Source organism: Bradyrhizobium sp. USDA 4454 (assembly GCF_054822705.1).
In genome coordinates this window covers 1,573,325-1,597,469 of record NZ_JBTRCN010000001.1, presented here as the reverse complement: position 1 = coordinate 1,597,469, position 24,145 = coordinate 1,573,325, and the positions used below count along the sequence as shown (strand labels likewise).

The window sequence follows — 24,145 nt, the reverse complement described above, 5'->3', positions numbered from 1 at the left end:
TACCGAACGCCGTCATTTGCGGGATTGGCCAACGCCGATAACCTCAAGTACGGAACCTTAACCACGTCAGGTTCTCGAAAGCTTGCCCGACTAGGCAGACCTGTTCAGGTGATCCTGGACGAGAGGTTAGCATGGATCCGCAAGATTTTGACCCGTCTAACGTGCCAGCTTGGCCGCAGGTGCAGCACGACGACTCGCAAGAGCTGCAAACGAGCCAAACCGGACAAGAAGGCTTTGAGCAGCACTTGGCTGAGACAAGGCAGTCCGAACCTGCGTCCGTCGGCCCTGGTAGCTCCTATCCCCATCTAGCTGCCGAAGACCGCGACCTTATCGACAGGGCGATTGCTCAATATAGGGCTCAGAAGGGCCTACAACCGAACACGGTCAAGCTTTATACTCACGCACTTTTTCGACTGGCGAATGATCTCCGCCGCCGTGGCCAAACGACTGACCTAAGGGACCACCAGTCCCTGGTTATTCACCTAGATACTTACTTTCCGAAAGACGCCCTCATGAAGACAGGCGTAAGCGTGCTTCGTGCGTCTCATGATTCCGGTCATTCGGTTTCTCGCGGGCGACCGCGCGCGCTCCCCTCGGCGAAAGACACATCTAGCGATGGCCAGCAATCCCCGGACGAAGCGATGGATCCACGTGCCAGAAGCAATCTCCTGGCAAGCGAGGATGTCCCCATCAATCATGAACCTGACACAGTTCAGTCGAGAGCATCGAAAAGAAAGAGGACGCTGAACGATCTGGAAGAAGTTCAGGTATATAGGAAACCGAACGCAAGCGCCGCTTCGACAGGAAGTGGCGGAGCAATGCCGGTCGCTTCAACGGGCGTCATAATCCGGGGACAGTGGGACAGACGGCCTCTTTATCCCGAGGATGCTGCCGATATCTTCAGGCTTGAGGAGGCGCTTTTTGAGGGCGGGACGGCTGCCGTTACGGCGAAGCAGCATGCAGGTTTTCTTATTGGCTATAGTCGTTGGCTCTTCGCAAATAACAAACCAAGCATTGTTGCTCGGTTAGACGGCAAATCGCTGAACGATGGCAGTGACATGCGCGAGTTCAGCGGTGCCTCTAATAGCGATAGACTCGCTAGAGCATTAGAGCATCTGCGGACCTTTCGGTCGACGGGAACCGTCGCGCCCATCGTGCGTCCGGCGCGTACGCGCGCTAAGCTCAATCCTTCCGTTCAGAACCCGGCGCTCATCAATCCCGAAGGCGCCTTACTGACAGAACCGACACGCATCGACATCGCCGCTGCGCAGCACCGCACGTCGTACGAAGCTAATCGGCAAGCGGAGCATCAGGAGGGACACGACAATCAAGCTGTCCCGTCGGCTCTCCTCGAAGGGGCGGTCGCGGTCGAGCCAGAGCAGCTTCCTCAGGAGCAGCTTCGGCGCTTGTGGGACGATCTTGATGACGAAGCTATTCCCTTGACAGCTTCCCTGCCTTCCGAGGAGCTTCAGCAACTGGAAAAGGAATTGGGCAACGAGCTTCAGCGGCAATCGGAGGATCCCCCGGCCCCCTCGTTTTCCTTTGATCAAGTAGAGTTTATCATTGATCCAGACCAGTTCTCTCCAGCGGAGTTTCGGCGACTGCTCGAGGATGAAGACGCACAGGAGCTTACCGGGGGGCGAGATGATCAACTCGCCACCTCGGCTTTCAGCCAAGAGCAAGTCGCATCCGATTTAGAGCAGCTCCCTCAGGCAGATCTTCGGCGAGTACTGGATCATCTCGATGATCAACCCAGCGACTCGCCAGTTTCCGTTTCTCCAGGGGAGCTGCGGCAACTGGAAAAGGACCTGCACGACGCGCTTCACGGACTACGGGATGATCACCTCTCTCCTCCTGTCTCCATTGATCCCGACGAATTTACCTTCGAGCTCGAGCAGTTTTCTCCAGAGGAGATTCGGCGACTGACTTGATGATGAATAACCAGAGGAGAATTAGGAAGGGCGGGACGTCGCTTTCGTGCAAGGCACATCGCCGCCTTGCGACAAGACCCGCCAGGACGCCCGGCTCGACCTTGCGGCGCGCGAAGAAGCGGCTCGACCGGGTGGCCTGACTCCCGGAAAGCCGGAGACACAACAATGCGGCAACATGCCTGCGGGTCAATAGGGTTTAAGCAGCAGTTAAAACGAGCCGCAAAATCAACTCCTCTAATCAGAGCTCCGCAAAAGTAGATGGACCGATCCGGCGCTCTGACGTCGGAGAAGACGATGTACCGACGAGCTGCGAGGTGGCCGCTTGGGAAGCTAACAGAGCCAACATCGCCGTTGAAATCAGGCGTGTACGCACGCCACCTCTGCAATCTGCATCGATGAAGCGTCCGCGTGATGGAATGCCTCGCGCGCGCTGCCTGACGAGCATTTGGAATTGCAGCCAACCGTTTCTTCACCGAGGTTCGGGATAGATGCGGACGCGCTGGCGTCCTTCGTTTTCCACCAACTCGCCCCTATAAGGCATTCCTCGGATCTCGAAATAGCTCGGCCGCCCCGGCGCGGGCATGATGCGCTCGCCTTCCAGAACGCGGACGAGGTAAGGCGGCAGGAACCGCTCTCTGTGCTCCCAGCCGCCCCGGATCAGATGGCCAAGATCAACCACACCTTCCCCTGGTCGTCTTGCGCTTACGATTGGCGCTGGGCGGTGTAGCGGCCGGGATGGCCCGGCTTCGTTCATCCCGCCAATGCGCGGGTGATGGATCAGGCGAATATCCCTGCGACCGCCCGGTCCAAATGTCGCCGAATAGCGCTCCCCATTAATCGCAAATTGACTTGGCCCGAACTGGTTTGGCAGCAGATTGATGTTGCCCAGCACATCGATCAACACCTCTGAGGCCGCCTGGGAACCGTGGTGCCAATCCCCCCCAACGATCGCTCCGATGTCCCGCAGCTCCGAACTGGCCCCGGGTGGGCCCGCGAACGACGAAGCGGCCGCTAATTCAGGTGCTGGCGCAGAGCGCGCATCGTCGCGCAAGTCTTGCGGTGTGGGTGGATCCAGATCAACGAAGGATTCGAGACCGCCGTAGATGTTGGACGATCGAGGCCTCACGGACGACGGCGATGCAGGTTCTTGCATCTGCTGCCCAAGCCAGGCCCAAGCTCCCTGGCTTGGGGTGGCCGGAGTGGCTGGAAGCTCGAATGGCGGATGAGCCTGCGCGGCCCAGTGCGGCGCAGGCATTGGTGAGGCGGGCCCATGGATCTGCTCACCAAGCCAATCCCAGGCTCCAGCGCTCGGCGTCGCAGGCGTTGCGGGAAGCGGTTGAGATGAGCTGGCCTGCCAACCGCTGTGCGGCGCCGGCGTCGATGAACCGGGCCCGTGCATTTGCTCTCCAAGCCACTGCCAAGCCCCCGCGCTCGGCGTGGCAGGCGTTGCAGGAAATTCCTGTGGCGAGTGGGCCCGTGGAGCAGCCACCTCAGAAGGCTGACCTGCGTACTCAGGAGGCGGCAATCCCAATGCCCTGTTCGCCTCGAGGATTTGCTGGTAGAGGCCAAGCCTGGCCAGATCAGCGTTGATCTTGCCGTCCTTGGTTTCTTGCTTGTATTCCTCGACGTCTTGGACAAGACCAGGGGTAGAAAGTCGGCCGGCGATCGGCGGTCTGTCGTGCGTCTGCAGCCACTCACTTAGCCTGAACATGCGGCGAGTTTGCCTATCGATCGTCTTGGGATCGATCCTGCCGGTTGCCTTTTCGGCCGCCGCCCACATGCGGATGAAGCTTGCGTCCTCAGCACGAGGGGCCAGCCGGCGGACATCGGCTGCCAGCGTGTTTCCGGCACCGACTTCACGAAGCTTCTTCAGGGCCGCTTTGATGCGCCTGCCGCGGTCCTTTGCGTAGGTGTCGACATCCTCATCGAGCTCAGCTTCCAGCTGCTGGTTTTCCACATCGGGATTTTCCAGCTGCGCATTCTCCAGTTCGCGGCGAATTCGATCGGCAATCGAGGGCCTGCCGGCGTCGCTCAGGCGCGCGCTCAAATGGCGTAAATCGGCTGCCGCGTTCTTGATCGTACCGTCGCTGAGATTACCCGCCGCCTTGTTTCGGAAATCCTCGATGAGCTCCTCATCGGCCCGGGAGACCCCACGCGTCCGGCCTGGCTGCCTGGCGTGATCAATTCGTAGGTTCGTCGAAATAACGTTAGATTGCCCCGCGTCGCGCGACGACTTTGCGCTGCTCCCGCCAAGGGCCTTGCCAAGTCCCGACTTGAAGCGTGACCATATTCCGCGGCTTTTTCCACTCTTGGCCGACGCGGCAGACCCAGCCTCCGGAAAGCTGTAGCGTGCGCTGCTGAACAGATCATCTCGCAAACTAGACTGCGGTTGCGCCGAAGCGGGAAGCTGAAAGCTCGGAATGTCTACGCTCCGGCGCGTGCCGCCTAGCGCGCTCTCCCTAGAACTGGAACGCGGCGGCGCCCGCATCGAACCGCCAAAATCGTCCCTCCGCACGGCTCGACCACCTGCTGCGGGAGACCGATCAGGCGAAGTTGAATTCCTATGATCATTCGGATCGAGGTTCAAGTCCTGCAGCCGCCCTTCAAAGTCAGCCTGCTCGCTTGGGCTACCCGCTCGCTGCCCAGTCCGCCCCTGAAGGGCGGCGTATTCGCGCATCCAGGCTCCTGAATCGAAGAATGGGTCAACCGGATCCATCCTGCTCTCCTCATGTTTGCATAGGCCCTGCAGCAATCCGCACTTCCTGGATTACGGCCAGGCAGCAGTTGGTTCAGCAAGGGTCAGATTCTCTGATTGTTGAAGCTGCAAGCTTTCCAAAAGCTGACGAGATCAGGATATTGCTGCACGCAACAGCGCCTTCGCATCACCCGCCGACGACAGGACGGGGTCGCTCCGGTTTTGCCGAACCTCTTCGCCGGCAGCGAATTGGTCGACGGATATAACAATGGATCGCCTGTCGATCGTGCGCCGAATTCAAACATCACGGCGGGATTCACCTAGCCTCTACCCGTCTCCGACAGATAAATACGTGACGAGTATCTGGTCGTCTGTGTCATCAACTTTGGCGCTGAGCTTGTCCTATTGCAGGCGCTCATTGATGACGGACAATGTCTTTTCCTTGACGCTGTTTTGACTGAGAACCGCAAGGCTTCCTGTGCAATCTCGAGACTGCCCTACTGGAGCGCGCGCACGATCTCACCTGCAGGACGGCTTGTCCATCGTAAGCTGCCGACGCGGTGCATGCTTGAACTGCACAACTTGCTTGCCAAGATGGAGCAGGCGGGAGGCGCCCGAAGTCAAATAGACCTGCCGAACAGTTAGCTGCCTCGTCAACCTGAGCCCGTTGGCTGGGCAGCGCCTCCGGAACTGATGATTTCACCGCTGTGCGCCTTGGTCTCTCAACAGCTTTTCGACCGATGGAGCTCTCGTCCCATAGCGGCTTTCGGCCCTACGCCCTCCCTCGCCTCGCGCGCGGGATTTCGTCGCTCGGCAAAAACGAAAAGCTCAGACCGACGGCAGCGCACTTTCCAAGGTGCAAAAGCACGTTGGCAGCGATGGACGAGGCTTCACGATCGATCTTTACGTGCCGCCGCAGAGCAATGATAAACATCTCTGCAGCGGTTCGGGAGCGTCATAGTTCGAGGCCATGCTCTGCCAGCACACGGTCCATGACCTTGCGTTTGATCTCGCCAGCGATCTCGTTTCGGACTTGCGCTCCGAGCACCCGCTCGGCATCGGCGTCGCCCAGCAGACCATGCTCGGCCAGTCGCTGGCCGAGGCGGCTTTGAAACTCCTCGCCCATGGCTTCGAGCACCCCGTCTTGCATCGCGGCATGTTCGTCCGGAGCGATGCGCTCCAGCACCGTGTCCCAGGGTTGCCAGCGGCTTGCCATATAGTCGATGAACTCGCTTGCTTCGCGCCTCCGGACCAGATCCAGCGCCTCCGTCGCATCATCCTCGCTTACGTCAGCGACCGCCAAGAAGCGCATGTCAGGAGCGATGTGACTGAGCTCGAGCGGCTCGCGCAGCCGATGTTGATAGGCCAAGTAGACCTCGACGTCGTCTACGTTCGGGGTGACGCTAGCGAGCAAGTTGACCCTGTCGCGCGCGATCTCGTCCAGCGCCTCCAGGCGAAACGCGAGACGACCGCACTGGATCAGTTCGCCAAGCCGGTTGTCATATAGCCCATCCTTGACCTCAGCGTTGATGCGCGCCGTCTGCATACCGTTCCAGTGCAACGTAACACGATCCTCGCAGCTGGTGTTAGCCTCGGAAGCCTGTGCAAAGAACTGCTCGCGCAAATCCGCATTGGCAGCCGCCTGCCGCAGATCATTGGCCACGGCCTGCCGAAACGCGTCATTGCCGTAGTTCACAGTGCCACGTAGCCTTTCCAGGAACTGTGCGTAGTCCTGGGCGCCAGGCTCATCGGCAAAGTTCTGCCATTCGGCCAGCGTGGCCGGGTCGTCTGCGAGCCAGTGTGCCGCAGCCTCATGCAGGGATTGCTGCGCAAGTTGCGGTGGTGGCGCCTCGGCCGCCGCCAGATCAGCGAGAATGTCGTCCGGCAGCGGGTTATCCCCGAACTCGGGGCTCTGCAGATGCGGGTAGTTGAGGCTATTCATCGGCACGAGAGCATCTAGCAGACCTTCAGGCAGGCTGGTCAGCCGGTTACCACTGGCGTTGAGCGATTGGAGCGTGCTCGGAAGTGGGTCGGGAAGGCTGGCCAATAGATTGCTGCTGACATTGAGTTCAACGAGCCGCGACGGGAGCGACTCGGGCAGATCGGTCAACTGATTGCCGCCAACCGCAAGCGAGGTAAGCCCACTCGGGAGAGCGTCCGGCAGGCTGGCTAGCCGGTTGTCGTTCGCGTTCAGGATCTCGAGGGTGGCCGGAAGGTTGGCCGGCAGACTGGTCAATCTATTGTCGGCGACCTCCAGCTCAGAGAGGGTCGCCGGAAGATCGTCCGGCAAACTGGTCAAGCGGTTATGGCTGATGAAAAGACGCCGGAGACCGGGTGGGAGCATGGCGGGCAGGCTGCTTAGCTCGTTGTGCCTGGCGCGCAGTTCCAGCAATCTTGGCGACAGGGCGGCGGGCAAAACGGTCAGCGAAAGCGAGGACAAATCCAGCGAGTGCGAGCCTGTGTTCTCCGTATTCCTGATTCGTGTGCGCCCCTGCCGCCGATTCTCGGCCTGGCCCTGCCCCACTTCGGCAACCCAGTTGTCGATGACCTGCGCGCGCGCGGAAGCCGGGGTCCGATAGCCCGTCAAGCTTTCGACCAAATTCGCCACGGCGCGGTTGAAACCGCCGAGGTAGCTTTCCTGGTCCGCCTCTTCGGAAGGCGCTGAGGAAGAAGAACCTGCGTTCCACTGTGCCCGTCCCGCGTCCATCAATTTCTCCATCATCAGAAACAAGAATGCCCCCCGCGAAGCAGGCGGTTGCACAGCGCGAATGTCTCTCGATAACCGCTACAAGTGCTCTACGGTACCGGGTCCGAGTGGGTACGGGTTCACACGAGTCCAAGCGCGGCAAATGGATCGACACTGCTGCGAGTTTTGCCACCACTTCGTTGACCGGATAAGTCCGGTAGCACCCGCTCCCAGGGCAGCGTTCCGCCGTTAACAGCCCTACCTGTCGAGCAGCTGACGAATGTCGCTGCAGAACCTCGGATCGCTCGTTTGCCACGGGGATGACCGAAGCACGTGCAGGTTGGAGATAACTGCCCTCGGCGGAGATCGAGTCACTCCAGCGTCGTCGCACCGACAGTCATTCGGCTTGGATACCATCGTTGCCACCCTACGGTGATAGTCTGTCAGCTTATCGAAAGCTAAGTGTCTTAGGTACAAGAGCAGGTCACCATGGGCTGAGGCTACTCAGTTTCATAAGGAGGGTGAGTTGGATCCTTTTGAGGCAGGACAGATTCAGCGCGGCGGAGGCGTCCCTTCTGCATCTTCCGGACAAGAGGGCGGGCAAAACGGGGCGGCGGCGCAGTGGAACGCAGTCGTGACCGGCTACGCCGCAAACTCCGGGCACTCAGTCCATGCAGAGAACGACGAAGACGAGGTGCTCGAGAGTTGGGCTGCCGAACCGGAGGTAGGCCCGCTCGAGGATCGGGAAGAAGCGGTGCGCCGAGTGAATGCTCTCGGTGAGGCCGTTACACTGAATCTCGCATCGCTGTCGCTTACAAGCCTGCCTAGACTTCCGAGCGCCATCGTTATGCTTGATCTGCCCTTCAACCGGCTGACCACTCTGCCCGATAACCTGCCTGCTTCGCTCCGACGTCTAAACGTCAGTGCCAATCAACTGGCCAGTTTGCCTTCGCTTCCAACCGAACTCAGAGGCCTCGATGCGAGCTCCAACCGGCTGAGGAGCTTGCCTGAGGTCCTACCCGCTGCGCTGGAGTTTCTCGACCTCAGCCACAATCAGTTGCAGGATCTGCCCGCGGTCCTACCTGCTTCGCTCCGGTTTCTCAACGCTAACCACAATCAGTTGACGAATCTGCCGGCGGTCCTTCCTGCCACGCTCCAGTTTCTCGACGTCAGCGAAAACCAACTCACGCGTTTGCCGGAGGCCCTTCCTGCTTCAATTGAGTTGCTCGATGCCAGCCAAAACCAGTTGACGAGTTTGCCCGAGGACCTGCTGACGCAGTTTCGCGCTGATGGCAGGATAGGTCTGACTGAAAATCCGTTGCCCGAGCAGGTGTTAGCGAATCTGGGTACGATACTTAGCGCCGGTGACTATGTCGGTCCGACCGTCCACCTTTGGCGCGATGACGAGAGTGAATCGTCCGGAACGGACGATGAGGCGGCCGATCCTCTCATCGAGAAGGTCGCAGACTGGCTCCGCGCCAATCCACAGGAGGCTGATCGAGAGGTGCTGGCAGCTTGGCAGAGCCTTGCTGAAGAGCCCGGCGCCCGGGAATACACGCTCTTCCTTGGCAAACTGTTCGACTCCGTGAATTCAGGTAATGAAGAATTCCGCCAGTCGGTCGCCGATGATCTGCGGCAGGCGGCGAACGACCCGCAATTATGCAAGCGCTACTTCCAACTGGCCCTGGACGCCAACCAGAGCTGCGAGGATCGCCGAACTTTGACTTGGAACGGCATGCAGACCGCACGGCTCATCGCGGACGTCGAAAACGGCGCCTATAACAACAAGGCCCGGCTTCCCGATCTCATCGATCTGGGGCGGGTCATGTTTCGCCTGGACGCGCTGGAGAGAATTGCGCGCGAGAAGGTTCACTCGCTAGGCTCGGGCAACAACGTCGAAGACATCGACGCGATTGAGGTCTCTCTTGCTTATCAAAATAAGCTCCGCGAGCGACTGGGATTGCAACACGTCGCGCCGAACATGCGCTTCTTTGAAGTCTCCGGCGTCACCGACGCTGACGTTGATAGCGCAGAGGCATCCGTGCGGGAGAGGGAGGCGACGGAATTCGCCGACTATTTGGCGGTGGACTGGCAACCTTGGGACGACGTTGTGAGTCATATCGCCCCCAAAGACCATGCCATGGCGCACGACGAGCTCATTGCTGCAATGGGGCCGGAGTTCGCCAGGCGGCTGCAGCAACAGCTCACCGACAAAGGTTTGATCGGGGTCGAAGCTGACCTTGTCGAGGATGCCAAGCGAGAGTTGGGCGCCGCAGTTCGTAGGGAAATCGCCCGTGAGATCAAGGGCGCTCTCAGAGACAAGGTGCTCAATGATCACGGCCTTAAACTGTAAATCGGCTTTTGCTGCAGGAAGCTGCTAAATCCTGTTGCAGTTTCCCTCTGGTGCGGCGGTCGGTCGCCGAGAGCATTCGCGTGATGCGCAGCGAGTGCTGCGGAACGCCGATCTAAGAACCGGCGTTGCTCGACTCATCCATCGGTGTTTCACTTAAGCGACGAGGGCCGATCTCGCGATGATGCGGATGTCCTCGGCGGCGAGGGCGGCAATGGATAGAGCGAATTGCCGAAATCAAGATAGGCGCTGTTTGTAGGCTCCCGATCCAGGATGGATGAACGTCGGACTCCACCGTAGTTGCCCCGCAGTATCGGCTGATCGAGCCGACCGCTACTGGCTGAGCTACGCGGGTCCCGAACATCACCGGCCGAGCGAAGATAGCCGCGAAGCATCAGCTCACTTCGTTGTCCGCAGATCTGCGCAAGGAGCTGAACAAGCAAATCAGCCAGTGCCGAGCTATGACGACGGCGCTGACGTGACGGTCCGCAGCGCTTGCCGACACTGAGCCGCCAAAAGGAAAAGATGATCTGCGAGCTGGCGCGGACGCATGTGGGCGCACCGCGAACCGGTGAGATCGTCGGGGTGGCCCCTTCTATCGCTTTGACTCGGGCGCCAGTTGGGTTTCTATACAAGACTCTCCATGACAACTGGGCTCTCCTCCCGTCATTCATCCGAGAATCGCCGTCGAAGCCCTTCACCCTGACCGCTGCTCTGTGTTCCATCGTGATGGCTGGTTGGCAACCAATCTGTGGCACCTGCGAAGAACACGCTCAGCGACCATCTCGCAGCTTCGCCATCTGTCAATTGATGGGAGTGAGGCTCGCGGCCTGAGGGGTTGGCCCCGACGCCGAATGATCTGTATTCAGCATAATAGCTTGTCTTCAACGTGAAGGTCTTACCGGGCGTCCATTCGCGCCACCCTTCCGCGATCACGGGGGCATCTATCTTCGCTGACAGGAAGACCACTGTGGCGTAGGGGCGCCAAGGGCGGCCAAGTGCGATATAGCCCGCAACAGGGTCGGCAGTTAGCCTGCAATGATCAAAAACATAGCCACTGTCCTCATCCCGCGCTGCCTTGCTCTGAGCGGTATAGATGACCGCTTGATTGGCGATGCCGTGCAACTCACATTGCCGAAACCAGGCCTTGGCGTTGCCGAATATAAAATCGACATGCCCCTCGATGTAGCACTTCGAGAAGTATTGTCGTGACATTCGGCCGTTCGGTCCCTTGCCAGCAAACAGCGTGTCCTGGGCGCCTAGCAGGCGCACGCGCGTAATGACGTCCCGGTCTCCGGTAACTGACAGCGCTACTGCTTGCGAGGGGGGATTGGCTGGATTGAGGGCGTAGTCGTTCTGGATCGTCAGATTTTCGAGCCGGAAGTCATCGCCAGTGGCATTCAGTGTTGCCGAACGCGCGGTTCCTCCCGCATTGATCGCGCCGTCGCCATACACAATGACCGTATCCTCCGGTTTGCCGCCAGTCCCCACGATATGAATACCGGATTTTGAGGTGTTGACCTTCTCGCGATAGGTCCCCGGCGCAATCCGAACATCCCCGCCTTGCGCCGGCAACGCGTCGATGGCTTCCTGCAGGGAGTGATAGTCTGCATTTGCGGCATGCGACACCAATAATGCCTCGGCGTATACTGCCGGGAGACAGAAACATCCAGCCAGAAGCGCGGCGGACATCAAAATCATTCTCATTTGACCTCCCCTTGGTCGCGTTTGCGGCGCGTTCTGTGCAGTCGATGTAACGGGCGGCCGCGAGATAACCCCGAGGATCCTGAGCGCAACTTTCGCAATGTCCGCCCTTGCTAATCAGTCGCAGCGGGGCGCGAGCCATGAGGCTTTATTCCGCCAATATCGGCAATCCAAGCCCATCGATGCGGCCTCTCCGTTCGACGTTCCGCGCCGGCGTCGTAGTGTTTACCGGTCGGTGTCTCGGAATGCGCTGGAACAAGCGTCCGATCCGCGCGACGGCGGCTCTGTCGTTTGTCCCGGCAGCGGCGGCGATACGTCAGAATGATCGGCTGTCACCTTTGCATGTTCGAGCTGCCAACTCGCGGAACTGGCAAATCGGACATCCTCGAGTGTTACGTCAAGAGCATGCCGCTCGTCTGCGCCACGCATCATCAGCACGCCATTGTCGCCACGCACATGGCGCAGAACAATCTGCCGATAGATCGGAATCCTCGAGCCCTGTGCACGTGGATCGTATTTCGTATCGAACGCCAGCGGCCACCGGTTGCCCCTCAGGCAGATGTTTTCATAAGTCACGCGCTCGACCAGACCGCCTCGACTGACATCGCTCTTGATGCGCAGACCAGACGTCGTTCCATCCAGCGTCAGATTACGCACCACTATGTCGCTGGCCCCGGAATTCACCTCGCTACCGATCGACATGCCGTGCCCCCAGCCGAAATAATTGTCGGTGATGGAGATATGGCTGCTCGGGCCATTATCGCCGGCTTTGATTGCGACGTTGTCGTCTCCCGTTCGGATGAAGCTGCGGGTAATGGTCACATCCTGGCTCGCGCCAGGGTCGATGCCGTCGGTATTGCGGGCGTCCGCCGGTGCATCGATCGTGAGGCCCCAAAACGTGGCCCCCTCGACCCGGTTCATCGCGATGTGAAAATTGGGCGCATTGCGCAAGGTGACACCCGCGAACGTGATGTCTTGCGCATGATCGATCTGGATCAAACGCGGGGCGTTTTGGTTGCCGCGCTCGGCTTGGGCGCGGCGGGCCAGCTGCCACCAGCTTTCGGCGCCGCCGACCATGGTTGCACCGCCCTGACCATCGATGATGCCGTCTCCGTAGATACCGCCGCCACGGGTTTTGGAAAAGCTGATGAACGGCCGGCAACCATCGCCCTTGCCCGAGATGCGACCACACTGTCCACGGCCCTTGTCGTAAGCAGCCGGTTCGGGGATGGCGATGAGCTTGGCGCCTCGCCCGATCCATAACGTCACCCCCGATTTCATCTCGAGAGGACCCGACCGGAACTCGCCTCGTCCTAAATAAACGGCGGCCCCCGACGGGCATTGGTTGATGGCATCTTGCAAGGTGACCGTATCTTGCTTGCCGGACGGCACGGGCCGGTCGCAGACCGTCTGAGGTGCAATGGGTTCGGTAACGATGCGACGATCTTGTGCGTTGGCGGCCGGACAGAGAATGACGCAAGCAATGATGGATAACAGGCTGCATGCTCGAAAGGGCTGTGTCATCGACCTCGTCTCTCCGCCGCGTTGATCGATGCGGCGTAATTGTCTCACGTACACGGAACTGATCCGTCGCGGCTCGCCTCACTCGCCGCGCATGATGACATTTATAAGACGCAGAGCACGCATAGACTTTTACGAGCTCGCAGCAGCATTGCTGCAAGGGGCGATGAACGGCCCTGCAAGGGCGCACACAATTTCCAGTTCATAGCGAAGAAAGAAGCTTGCACGCTCGTCATGCCCGCGCGTTGTAGCAAGGCTTACAGGTCAGCCAGTAATCCGCTGTCGATGTCTTTATTTCAGCGATGAGAGCCCGACAGGAACACTCTCTGGGCCACAAACGCATCTTCATCGCTCGCTGAAAGAGCACTGTGCGCGAAAGCTATCCAGTTGAGCCAGGGTTATCGAAGCAAAGCCGACTGAAGCCAAGTCGCACGCTCGATACCGACTAGACGTGTCGTGCCGCGCCGCAGTTTAACAGGCGCCAGAGCATCTGCGGCGATGCCTCGTGTGTGGCCTAATAGCCGCTCGGCAAGTGGCGAGGCGGTTGATCCGCGGCTCGAGATGCCGGCTCATCGTCAAGCAATCGCCGAAGCTCTCCTGGCGGCATGCGTGGCTGATCCCGCTGGCCCTGCCCGACGCCCCTGGTCCTGACTGCCGGTGAACCACCGCGCTGTTTCTTGAAGCGCCCGCAAAGCTATACCTACCCTAATCGGGCAAGCTGTCGAAAAGCTGACGAGGCTACGGCCGACACCGGATCGCATTCGTCGCGGGCCCCTCTTCCTGGCGTCTCACGAATTTAGGTGACTGCCGCTAACCGCTCTCTTCCGGGTCGAATTGTAATCGCTTGCGGCCCCATGATCAGTGAGTTCTCGTCATGATTCATGCGATGCCGGACGAGGCATGGTCGACGTTGCCGGTCAGCACCGCCCGGAACATCGCAAGCCCTGCCCCACGGCCGCGCACCACCTTGATCATTGAACGCCCGCTCCGGATACGTCTATCAGCAAGCTCAACGACCTGAAGACGAACAAGACGATCACTCGGCGTGAGTCCGGGTGGAAAGCTTTTGACTCGTCAAAATGCTACGATACCGTTCTGCAATCCCGACAGCGCAACGCATCCAAAACGCCCGAGCCTAGCGGCAGAGCCGCCCCGTTATCCAGTTCACCCTCCGGTTTGCAACACGATGCGTCTCGATATCTTTACCAGCTCCATGACAATACCTCTCTGTGTTAACGTCCGCGGCGTCAGCTTTCAACGGTCCCATGATCGGCTCGAAAACGCCACAGTAGCATTCTGATCAACAGGATCATTGACGCTTCGGGATTCGCGCGGTGGCGTGTTGCGTATTGAACTATTGACTGCAGAGTTGCGCTGTCGTGCATCGATCGGCGGCGAGACCGCTCGAGCCTCAAGTCTCCGCTCGAGCTCCGCCAATTCTGCCTTACATTCGGCCATAACCGATTGGGCACAAAGTATCTTGACCTTGAGCTCGTCCCGTCGCCTGAATAGTTGCTCAGGATCCCAATCGTCCTGCATCAGCTCATCAATCATCTGACGGCGCAAGCTCCGATGCCTCGCTTGTTCAGCTTCAAAGGAAACAGCTCGGCATCTTGCCGGTGATCGACGCTCACGCCTGCGATGTCGTGGAGCGCGCCTGGTGACACCCCTGAAGTCGAACGGATCCGGCAATCTTCATTTGGAAACCCGTATGGGATTACTGAAAAACATCATGGCCGCGTAAATCTTCTCACACCTTTCAAGCAATCGACATGCCAATGGTTCTTGAGAGTTTTTCATTGAAGAATGATGCGCCTCTCGCAGCATTAAGTCGCTGCAAACGTCCTGTTGTCGCGCTTGAGCCAGTCAGCGTCTGAAACGCAACAGCCGAAGTCGCGAGCACAACGCTCATAACAACGACTGCTTTCCTTGGAGGCCAAACGCTCTCACCATTTTTGAGCGGAGCGTCATCAATTGAGAACATGCTATCAGCAATGACAGTGCCGATGACCCGACCGTCATTGCAGCGCAAATGCCGTGTCAGCAGGGCAATCAGCTGAAGCGCGGAATCCAGAGCGGTGTCATTCAATGAGAAAGACTGGGGACGACACGCACCGATCATCCTGCCGTTGCCAGTTGGTCAAATGGGTAACGCGCCATCGTCTCAGTGGCGAACTCGCCGCAACCGCGACACTCGCGACCCCGATCGCACTCACGCAACTTGCGCAGATCGCGATGATGGCGACGGATCTGGCCTGGATCGGCCACATCGGCACCGAGGCCCTCGCGGCAGCCGCGCTTGCCGGCATGATCTTATCGGTTGGCCTGACCTTCGCAGCTGGCGTGATCTCGGCAGTGGGACCACTCGCGGCGCAAGCACGTGGCGCGGCAAACATAGCTCTGGTACGGAGCTCGCTGCGCATGGGGCTATGGATTGCACTCGTTCTATGGGCGCCGATCATGGTTTTGCCAGTGCAAGGCGAGCAAATCGTGCTTGCGCTTGGCCAGGAGCCAGCTATCGCGCGCTTAGCTCAGCAATATCTGCTCGGGCTCGCCTGGGGCATCTTGCCCGCGCTGTGGTTTTTGGCGATCCGCAGTTTCATGGCAGCCGTCGATCGCCCGGCGCCAGCCTTGTGGATCACGCTCGCCGCCATTCCGACCAACGCAGTGCTGGCCTATCTGTTGATCACCGGCAAATTCGGCTTGCCGCAACTTGACTTGTTCGGGGCCGGCCTTGCGACCAGTCTGGTCAACAGTGGGACCTTTCTGGCCGGTATTTGGTTCGTTACATACTGCCATCCTTTTCGCGACTACCAGGTGCTGCGATATTTTTGGCGGTTGGATTGGCCATTGATGCGGGAGCTCCTCGTGGTCGGCACTCCGATTTCGGTCGCTATTTTCATGGAATCGGGTCTCTTTTCTGCGACCGCACTCCTGATGGGTGTGATTAGCACCACCGCGGTTGCCGCCCATCAGATCGCATTCCAGGTTGCGGCCGCCCTGTTCATGATCCCGTTTTGCATCGGAATGGCGGTGAGCGTGCGCATCGGACACGCACTCGGCCGCAACGATCTAGCAGGTATCAGACAAGCTGGTTTTGCCGCCATGCTGCTTGGAGTCCTGATCGCGGCGGTCGCTACGATTGCGGTGGTCGGCACGCGCTTTGAAATCGCCGAGCTGTTCGTCGACCAGACGGCCAGCAACGCGGACGCCACGATCAAGCTGGCTGCAGCTCTCATCCTTGTCGGAGCGAGCTTCTTCATTACTGATGCACTTCAGAGCATTGCCGCTGGCGGCCTGCGCGGCTTAAGGGACACGCGTGTGCCGCTGGTCCTCGCAGGCATCGCTTACTGGCTGATCGGCCTTTCGGTCAGCTACGTGCTCGGCTTGAAAACTGGCCTCGGTGCCATCGGTATCTGGATCGGCTTGTCCATCGGCAAGGCCGTTTACGCGGCCATGCTTGTGATACGTTTGCGCGTTTTGGCGAACAGAACTCCCGTAGCAGCCATGAGCCAGGCTTCAGCTCGAGCGGTGGTGGGCCCGCCATGAGCCGACGCTATCGCGCAAGCAGAAGATGCGCGTGAATGACAGGCTCCCCAGTCTGTGGAGGGCGGTTCCTCATTCTCTTCGGAACACACAGGCGGCCGGCTCCTAGCCTATTCCAATGGCCAGTCTTCGGGATCCGAATCTTCGGCACCCTTGTTCCTGAACGTAGAAGAACCCCGGCGGGATACGCGGGCCCTGGAGCTCCAGCCCTATGGCGTCGGCGGCTGAAGCCCAGCCGAGGAGACCCAATCGTCAATATCTGCTGCAATTTCCGCGGTGCGGGCTCGCCTCAGCAGATTATCTCGCTCCGCGCCCGCAGGCATGGTCGCCGCCATTTCAGCAAGGCCTCTTGCAAATATGGCCAGGCGGTCCTGCAGTGACGTTGTTTGCCTCGCATGATTTCGCTTTTTCCTCATTGAGGCGGTTCCTCGTTTCAAGCGTCAGCGTCGTCGCTCTGCGAATCTTCGAGCAGCATAGCGTCCGACGAAATTTGCGTACGCGATGTCACCACCGTTTCTGTTGCAAAAAACAGGCCACTTCATATTGGCTAGCGCTTTCTATGTGGCTTACTCGATTCGCTTCTTGGACTAACATGCAGCAGGGGCTTTGGCTTGAGGTGATCGATTGAAGCCGATGCCGGACACCACCATTAGACAAGATCTTTGCGTTCCTGCTTGCCAATAGCAGCCGGAGCAAAGGCGTCGGCTGAGGGATGAACGCGCGTTGATTGACTATATTCCGCCTGCGAGCTGAACGCTTTGCTCGACGGTCCTTCCCTTTGAACGGGATAGTGCAGCTATCAGCAGGCGGTCGCGCTCGACCAAAATTCATCCACGGCGAAGGCGATGCGCTGCTGGCCCCGCGACATTCAGGACACCCGGGCCGCACATTGCACGATCTACTGTGCTGGAGCGGCGATCACATCACCGGCCCCACGGACACCATATGCAAGGAGCTGGGCGGAAGGCAGCTTCTCGCAAGCTTGCCGGCGTAGCTGTGCTGCCACCGTCCGCGGAGTGAGAAGAGCCTGGACAATCCTTTCCCATCCGGTCCGGTAGCTTTGATGCAGGTGCAATGGTCGGCCGCGGAAGATCATGAGGCAGGCTCGGCGTTCGAGCAGCAGTTGGCAAGCGCCGGCCAGCCTCGTGAGGAGACCGGGCTGTACGCCGGACCAGTCAGTTTCCAACCAGCAAAACGATTCAAGGTGGCCTGCTCTGAATATTTCGTCCGGAATGGTCCGGCCTGAGCAGCAGTCTCGAGCCGATGCTGCGAATTGGAATTGAAATATTTGAGCAGCTGCGCGACAGCGCAGAATTCTCACCACGAACGAAGAGTAGCTTTGAACCGCTCATGGGCGGAGACCTGACGATCGTCAGCTTATCGACAGCTGAGCTTCCTAGCATGCGAATGCCTTGATCCAGCCGATAGTACAGCCTCATCGGTTGCCTCCAAACATGTCATGGAGTTCAATGAACACCGAACGAGCTCAGCCTGGCGCTGGCATACCTTCCGAATTCGAAAGCACCGAGCCAGCGTCTGCGGCCGCCGGACGGTCCTCCTCATGCCTGCCCCAGTGGGCGTCAGCCCTGACGCGGTGGGTCACGGGAGCGGCCGCTGCCGACCGCGTCTCGTCGCAGGAGAGCGCCCTAGCGAGCTGGGCAGCAGAAGAGGGGCAGGGCGAAGACGAGAATCGGCAAGAGGGGGTCAACCGGACGAGGGCATGGCGGGACGAGGGTAATGTCAGAGACGAGCTGAATTTGTCGTCATTGTCCCTGACCACCTTGCCAGCCTCACTCCCGCCCAGGCTCCGAACCGTCATTGTCATCGGTAACCAGTTGAGCAGCCTGCCGACCCAGCTTCCGGGCGGACTCCGGGACCTCTACGCCTCTGACAACCGGCTGACTAGCCTTCCGGCTCTTCCGAGCAGGCTACGGAACCTCCACCTCATGGCCAACGATCTGACGAGCCTGCCGGCAGAGCTGCCATCCAGGCTCCGCAGCTTGATGGTCGATGGCAATCAGCTGACCGATCTACCCGCCCTTCCCGCCACGATCGAGGAGTTCTCCGCCGGCAATAACCAGTTGACCAGTCTGCCCGAGCTTCCAGCCAGGCTCCGGCGCCTGGACGTCAGCGAAAATCAGCTCACGAGCCTGCCCGATCTTCCAGCCAGACTGCGCTACCTGGACGCAAGCGACAACCAGCTGACAAGCTTGCCCGAGATTCCGGCTCGACTTGGATACCTGGACGTCAGCGAAAATCAGCTGACTAATCTGCCCGAGACGCTCCCGGTCAGCCTTGAAATGCTCGGCGCCAGCAATAACCAGCTAACCGGCCTGCCCGCGACCGTGCTGACGCAGCTCGGCAGCGCGTCCAGCATCGACCTGCGGTCGAATCCAATACCGGCCCCGGTGTTGGCCGATTTGGCGTCAGCCACGCGTGGTGCGGATTATGCCGGCCCGCAGGTCTTGCTGTCGATGCCCCTACAACCGGTGGAACATCAGCCGCGATCCCTCCACGAGGTTGTCGCGGATTGGCTTGTGGACGAGCCCGGCGCAGTGGACGCGTGGCAAGGCTTCGCCGAAGAGCAGGGTGCGCAGGACTTCGCACTGTTTCTCGAAAGACTCGCGGGCACTGTGAACTATGGTCATCGGGCGTTCCGCGACCAAGTGGCCGAGAATCTGCTACAGGCCGCGATGAGGCCTAAGCTGCGCGAGCAGTATTTCGAGCTGGCCAATGGAGCGACTGCATCCTGCGAGGACCGCATCACTTTGACCTGGAACGGCATGCAGACCGCACGCGTAAACGCTGATGTCAAGGATGGACTCTATGACAATCGGCTCGACCAATTGCTCCAACACGGCCGTGTCATGTTTCGTTTGGGGGCGCTTGACGACGTCGCACGGGAGACGGTCAGCTCGCTGCGTCGTGCCGACCCTGAGGCCGATATCGACGAGATCGAGGTCTATCTTGCCTATCAGACCCAGCTACGGGATCGGCTTGAACTGCACCACATCGCCCCCGATATGCGCTTCTTGAATCTCGCCGAGGTCACGGCGGACGACGTTGCCAGAGCTGAGACGTCGGTGCGGCAACAGGAAGCGACGGGTTTTGCGGATTTTCTGGCCACGCGCTGGGAGCCCTGGGATACGGCGGTCAGGCGGATCGCCCCCGATAATCATGCCGCGGCGCGGGACCGGATTGCGGATGCGATCGAAAATGAGTTTCCGGCGCGCTTGAACGAGCGACTCGCGGAGCATGGCCTGACGGATGATGTCGATGCCCAGCGGGTTGTCGGGGCCCAGATCCTCAGCGAAATCGCTCACGAGATCAAAGGCGAGCTGATGCATGAGTTTCTCCGGGAACACGGCCTCGAGCCTTGATCGATGCGACCTTCCCTGGATCAGGCAGTCTCGTTTAATCGCTCCAGGACGAGCGATTGTTCAAGTTGAATGGACACGTGCAGTTGCCGTCTGCTGACCGCCTCCGACCACCACTTCGGCGCGTTATCCACTCGCCTTCTCGCCGCCCGGAAGGCAGTCACTGTAGACCATTCAAGGGCGTCACACGGCTCACCTTCAGAATATCGATGATCCAAAGTCACTTCGGCGCGCTCGGCTCGACGCCATGCCGAGGTCCAATGACGTAGGCGTGACGGATTAGATTGGCGCCTATCTCGCCCCGCCCGATCGCGGGCAGCTGCTCTGCGGCTTCGTCAGCTTTTCGAAAGCTTGCTCTGGTAGGGTGTCTGCTCAGGTGATCTTGGACGTGAGGCTACGTGGACCCGCACAATTGTGACCCATCCAACGTAACAGTTTGGTCGCAGGTGCAGCATGCCACCTCGGAAGAACAGCAAGAGGGTTGGCGAGGCACCAGCCGTTTGAACGGTCCTTGGCGACGATGCTCCCGGCCAGCAGCGGTACATGCCCTCATCAGTCCGAAGAAGACCGGCGCCGAATTGATGACGCGACGAATAATGCGGCGGCTCGGACGCATTAAAAAGCGCACACTAAGCCTGCATACTACCGAACTTGGCCGATTGTGGGCATGTTCTCCGCTTTCGACGTCGAGCGTTTGATCTGCGCAATCAGCAATCCTATCGCTCACGTCAACGAATTCTAATAGCCGAAGGATGAAGGCGCCGTTGAGCAATCTTCGCGATTGCTGCGAGCCCGACGCTCGCCGTGCGATTTCCACCAAGGCCCTCCAGGAAACGACGAGAGTTTCATTGAAATGATGACGCGTGCCAATCGGCGCAGCGAGACCGCCCTTGACCCGTATCGCCCTGCTCTTCGTAAATTCTCCGAGGCGCTTGTTTTAGAGGGCCAGACGATATCAGGATTGGACCATGACGCGCGGGTCAAGTCTGCTCGGAGGCTATTCCCGCACGACAAATCTCTCATCTCCGCGCTGAATTTGTTTCGTGCTGTGGAGCTCCGCGATAAATTTGGGTCGTGATGCGGAGCGCATCCGGTCCAGGTGCCTCGAGCGGGCAGCTGAGCATTGCAGCTTGGCGGAGTAGTTCTCCATAGTCGTTTACCAGCTTCGGTTGGGTTGGGCGATGCGGTACGTGACCACCTTTTGCTTTCAAGAGCATGTCACTCTGTGAAACTCGCTAGTGCCGTGGCGTTGGCAATGAACTCACGGTCCGACCTAGCCGGGCTCGATCGGCTCGGGCTCTCCGACAGATGACGGACGATATCCGGGTACGGCACATCGGCGCCGACGAAGTGGATAAGCGTTTGGAGCGTCTCGCCGACATCCTCATTGACTGCGTCGCCCACGGCGACCCGGTCAGCTTTCTGCCACCGCTAACTCGTCGACGTGCGCCGCGAGTCAAATCGTCCTGTCAGGAGACGGCCCCCTTATGCAGCGGTAGGGCAACCTGGAAAGTCGCGCCCGGTCCACTTTTGCGGACCATTGACAGCCGTCCTCCGTGAGCTTCCACAATCGACCGGCAGATCGAAAGACCCATTCCAAGGCCGGTCGACTTGGTGGTGAAGAAAGGATCCAAGACGCGGTCCGCGTCGTTCTCGGCGATGCCGACGCCGCAATCGGTCACGGCAAGTTGGATGTGCCCCACATCGTCCCTTGATGATTGAATCAGCAGTTCGCACGTCCGGTCGGTAACTGCCTCCATGGCTTCGATTCCGTTCATCACCAGATTGATGATCACCTGTTGTAGCTGAATCCGATCGCCAAGGATCGGAGGCAGCCCTGCAGTTAACTCGGTTCGTAACGTCACTCGGTGGCTCACCAGCTCGCGCGTTACCAGCGAAATGACCTCCTTAACGACGCCATTGATGTCGAGCGGCACCATCTCAATGTCGCCTTTCTTCGCGAGCGCGCGAATACGACGGATCACCTCGTTTGCCCGGGTTGCGTCTTCGATGATCCACTCCACCGAAGAGCGCGCAGCGGAAAGATTAGGAGCTTCCCGCCCCATCCAACCGAGGCACGCATCGGCGTTGGTGATAATCGCGGCGAGTGGCTGGCTTATTTCATGGGCGATGGAAGTTGTCAGCTCTCCTAAGGTCGTTACACGCGTTACATGCGCAAGCTCCGCTTGTGCCTTTCGTAGCTCTTGTTCGGCTTGATCGGCGCGAATGGTCGCGGTGATGTCAGTGCTGACGCCACGGTAGCCGAGAAAGTTCCCCTTTCCATCGAAAAAAGGCTTGCCACTCGTGCGGACGTAGATCGGAGAACCTGTCCGATTCACGGTGCGGTAGATGAGATCCCGAAACGGAAGATGGGCCTCCAACGTCGCCCGATGCTGCCGCCACTTTTCGGGCTCCTCCTCAAGGTCGCACGCAATGTCCCAGCCAAGCAGGCCGATCAATCCTGTCGCCAAAATTCCCGCAGCGCTGGTGTGCTCGGATAAGCGAGTGACCTGATGATCCGGGCCAGTCTCCCAGAGCCAGTCGGAAGCTGTTTCTGCGTAGTCGCGAAAGCGCTGTTCGCTTTCACGCAGCGCGGCAAGTGTGTTTTCCAGGCGCTCCCTAGCTGCGTGTTGCTCGGTGACATCCATATGGGTTCCGATCAGCTCGCTGACGTTACCATCGCTGCCGACCACCACATGCGCAACGGAGTGCATGCGTCGTATCCCGCCATCTGGTAGAAGGATACGAAAATCACATTCGAACCGCCCCTCTTTTTGTTCAATCGCCTGGCGCTGCACCTCCTCCAGCCGCGGCAAGTCATCCGGATGGATGCGCGATCGAATCGTGTCGATTGATACCGGCTCTTGTGGGCGAAAGCCGAACAGACGATCGACCTCGGCGGAGCGATACACGAAATCTAGACCGTAGACATCCCAAGACCAGCTGCCCGTGTGACTGAGATGCTGGGCTTCGACAAGATAGGCCTCGCTGCGGCGCAGCTGTTGTTCTGCTCGCCTGGCCGCCGTAATATCCGTAGCTGCTCCGACAAACTCGATCTCACCAGAGGCCGTTCTCTTCGCTCGTGCCTGCGCATGGATGTGCTTTACCGAGCCGTCTGGTAGCAGAAGCCGGTATTCGTGATCGAAATCGCTCGGGTCTTGCATCGCGCGCTCGATAATTTCTTGAACCGATGCCCTATCATCTGGATGAGTGCGCTCAATGACAAGTTGCGGCCCCGGCGGCGTCTGCGGATCTAATTGGAAAATCCGAAATGTCTCCTTTGACCAGAAGGCCTCGCCCGTGGTGGGGTTCCAGCTGAAGCTGCCTGTGTGACTCAACTCCTGCGCGTGGGCCAAATGTGCTTCGCTCCGCTGCAAGGCAAGTTCGGTCCGCCTTCGCTCCGTGATGTCTTCGCAAGCGATAAGGACAATGGGCTGCTCATCCGCCCAGCGCATGGCTTTGGCGCTTTCACGTACCCACAAGACCGAGCCGTCCTTCCTGACCTTCTGGACGTTCCAAGTGCGCGTTTGTCCGAGATCCTCCAGGCACGTCCGAACGCATTCCCGAACGAACGCGCGATCCTCCTCGAGAAATACCTCCAGCACGGATTGACCGATCAGTTCAGCACGAGCATAGCCGAGTTGTGCCGCGCCGAATGTGTTGACGTTGAGAACAGTGCCGGCTTCATCGATCATGAAGTACATGGCCGGATTGTGCTCGAAGATGGCACGCCACTGCTTTTCGCGATCCTGCAAATCGGCCGCACTCCGCTGAAGCTTGGCCGCAATCACACGCGCAGCCTCTCTTTCCTGGCGGAGTTTACCGATCAGGTGCGCTCCCAAAATCGAGGCAATAAAGAATGCAACAATCACTGGCAGATCTTGGGGGTCATCGATTCGTAGGCTAAATGCCGGCGGCGCAAAGTAGTAAGCGAGAGCAGCGATGATTACGATGCAATGCGCCGACGACGCGATGAAGCTGCCCATCAGCGAAAACAGCAAGATCACTAACAAATACGCGAACGCCGCCGTGGCGAAATGCGCGTGAAGGTACAAGCAGGCTAGTGTTACCACGGCCAGCGTTATGCTGCCGAAGGTAAACTGAAGGGCCGAACGTTCTGCTGCTGATTTGGCTACGCGTTCTGATACCATCCGGCCTGTTCTCCGGCTGGAGAGCTATAATATTTAAGGGCGCGTACTCATAAAGCCACGACAAAACCGGGCGTCACATCAGTTGTCCGCGCGGTTCTGGTTCAAGCGGGTCTGCGGCGTAGCCATCCCTTCATTTTGAGGCCGTCCCGCATGTTGAGAGCAAGGAACGTAATGTTTGTTGCGC

General features: G+C 59.3%; 11 protein-coding genes. 5 read left to right on the top strand and 6 right to left on the bottom strand.

The genetic code is table 11. The features are described from left to right. Positions 1-131: 131 nt before the first annotated feature. Positions 132-1,931 carry a hypothetical protein gene (locus ACVIW0_RS07285; protein ID WP_461351703.1) on the top strand — a complete coding sequence of 600 codons (1,800 nt, stop codon included), beginning with the start codon at positions 132-134 and terminating at the stop codon, positions 1,929-1,931. 469 nt (positions 1,932-2,400) lie between these two features. Here the strand turns inward: ACVIW0_RS07285 and ACVIW0_RS07280 are convergent, their stop codons facing one another. Continuing rightward, positions 2,401-4,308, bottom strand: a complete 1,908-nt coding sequence (locus tag ACVIW0_RS07280) for a hypothetical protein (protein WP_461351702.1) — start codon at positions 4,306-4,308, stop codon at positions 2,401-2,403. A gap of 1,273 nt (positions 4,309-5,581) precedes the next feature. After that, positions 5,582-7,333 carry a T3SS effector NEL-type E3 ubiquitin ligase NopM gene (nopM, locus tag ACVIW0_RS07275; protein ID WP_461357269.1) on the bottom strand — a complete coding sequence of 584 codons (1,752 nt, stop codon included), beginning with the start codon at positions 7,331-7,333 and terminating at the stop codon, positions 5,582-5,584. 505 nt (positions 7,334-7,838) lie between these two features. On the opposite strand from nopM, the gene ACVIW0_RS07270 reads away from it, so the two are divergent. Further along, complete coding sequence (locus tag ACVIW0_RS07270; RefSeq protein WP_461351701.1) at positions 7,839-9,665, top strand: NEL-type E3 ubiquitin ligase domain-containing protein; 1,827 nt, start codon at positions 7,839-7,841, stop codon at positions 9,663-9,665. Positions 9,666-10,328: 663 nt separating this feature from the next. On the opposite strand, the gene ACVIW0_RS07265 is transcribed toward ACVIW0_RS07270, so the two are convergent. From ACVIW0_RS07265 to ACVIW0_RS07255, 3 genes are all read right to left on the bottom strand, one after another. Continuing rightward, positions 10,329-11,369 (bottom strand): pectinesterase family protein, encoded by a 1,041-nt coding sequence (locus ACVIW0_RS07265; RefSeq protein WP_461351700.1) that lies wholly within the window; start codon positions 11,367-11,369, stop codon positions 10,329-10,331. Between the two features lie 222 nt (positions 11,370-11,591). After that, the gene (locus ACVIW0_RS07260) at positions 11,592-12,890 is read right to left on the bottom strand and encodes a glycoside hydrolase family 28 protein (protein ID WP_461351699.1); all 1,299 of its coding nucleotides are present in this window, start codon (positions 12,888-12,890) and stop codon (positions 11,592-11,594) included. Positions 12,891-14,646: 1,756 nt separating this feature from the next. Then, the gene (locus ACVIW0_RS07255; protein ID WP_461351698.1) at positions 14,647-14,976 is read right to left on the bottom strand and encodes a hypothetical protein; all 330 of its coding nucleotides are present in this window, start codon (positions 14,974-14,976) and stop codon (positions 14,647-14,649) included. Between ACVIW0_RS07255 and ACVIW0_RS07250 the strand changes: the two genes are divergently transcribed. The 3 genes from ACVIW0_RS07250 (at position 14,976) to ACVIW0_RS07240 (ending at position 19,813) form a co-directional block, all read left to right on the top strand. Then, entirely contained in the window at positions 14,976-16,436 is a 1,461-nt protein-coding gene (locus tag ACVIW0_RS07250; RefSeq protein WP_461351697.1) for an MATE family efflux transporter, read from the top strand. The two genes, ACVIW0_RS07255 and ACVIW0_RS07250, sit on opposite strands and share 1 nt — an antisense overlap. Positions 16,437-17,496: 1,060 nt before the next feature. After that, complete coding sequence (locus ACVIW0_RS07245) at positions 17,497-17,679, top strand: hypothetical protein (RefSeq protein WP_461351696.1); 183 nt, start codon at positions 17,497-17,499, stop codon at positions 17,677-17,679. Positions 17,680-18,379: 700 nt separating this feature from the next. Beyond that, on the top strand, positions 18,380-19,813 hold the full coding sequence (locus ACVIW0_RS07240) for an NEL-type E3 ubiquitin ligase domain-containing protein (RefSeq protein WP_461351695.1): 1,434 nt from the start codon (positions 18,380-18,382) through the stop codon (positions 19,811-19,813). 1,466 nt (positions 19,814-21,279) lie between these two features. Here ACVIW0_RS07240 and ACVIW0_RS07235 read toward each other — a convergent pair. After that, a complete protein-coding gene (locus ACVIW0_RS07235; protein WP_461351694.1) occupies positions 21,280-23,961 on the bottom strand; it encodes a PAS domain S-box protein in 2,682 nt (893 codons plus the stop codon). Between the last annotated feature and the right edge of the window lie 184 nt (positions 23,962-24,145).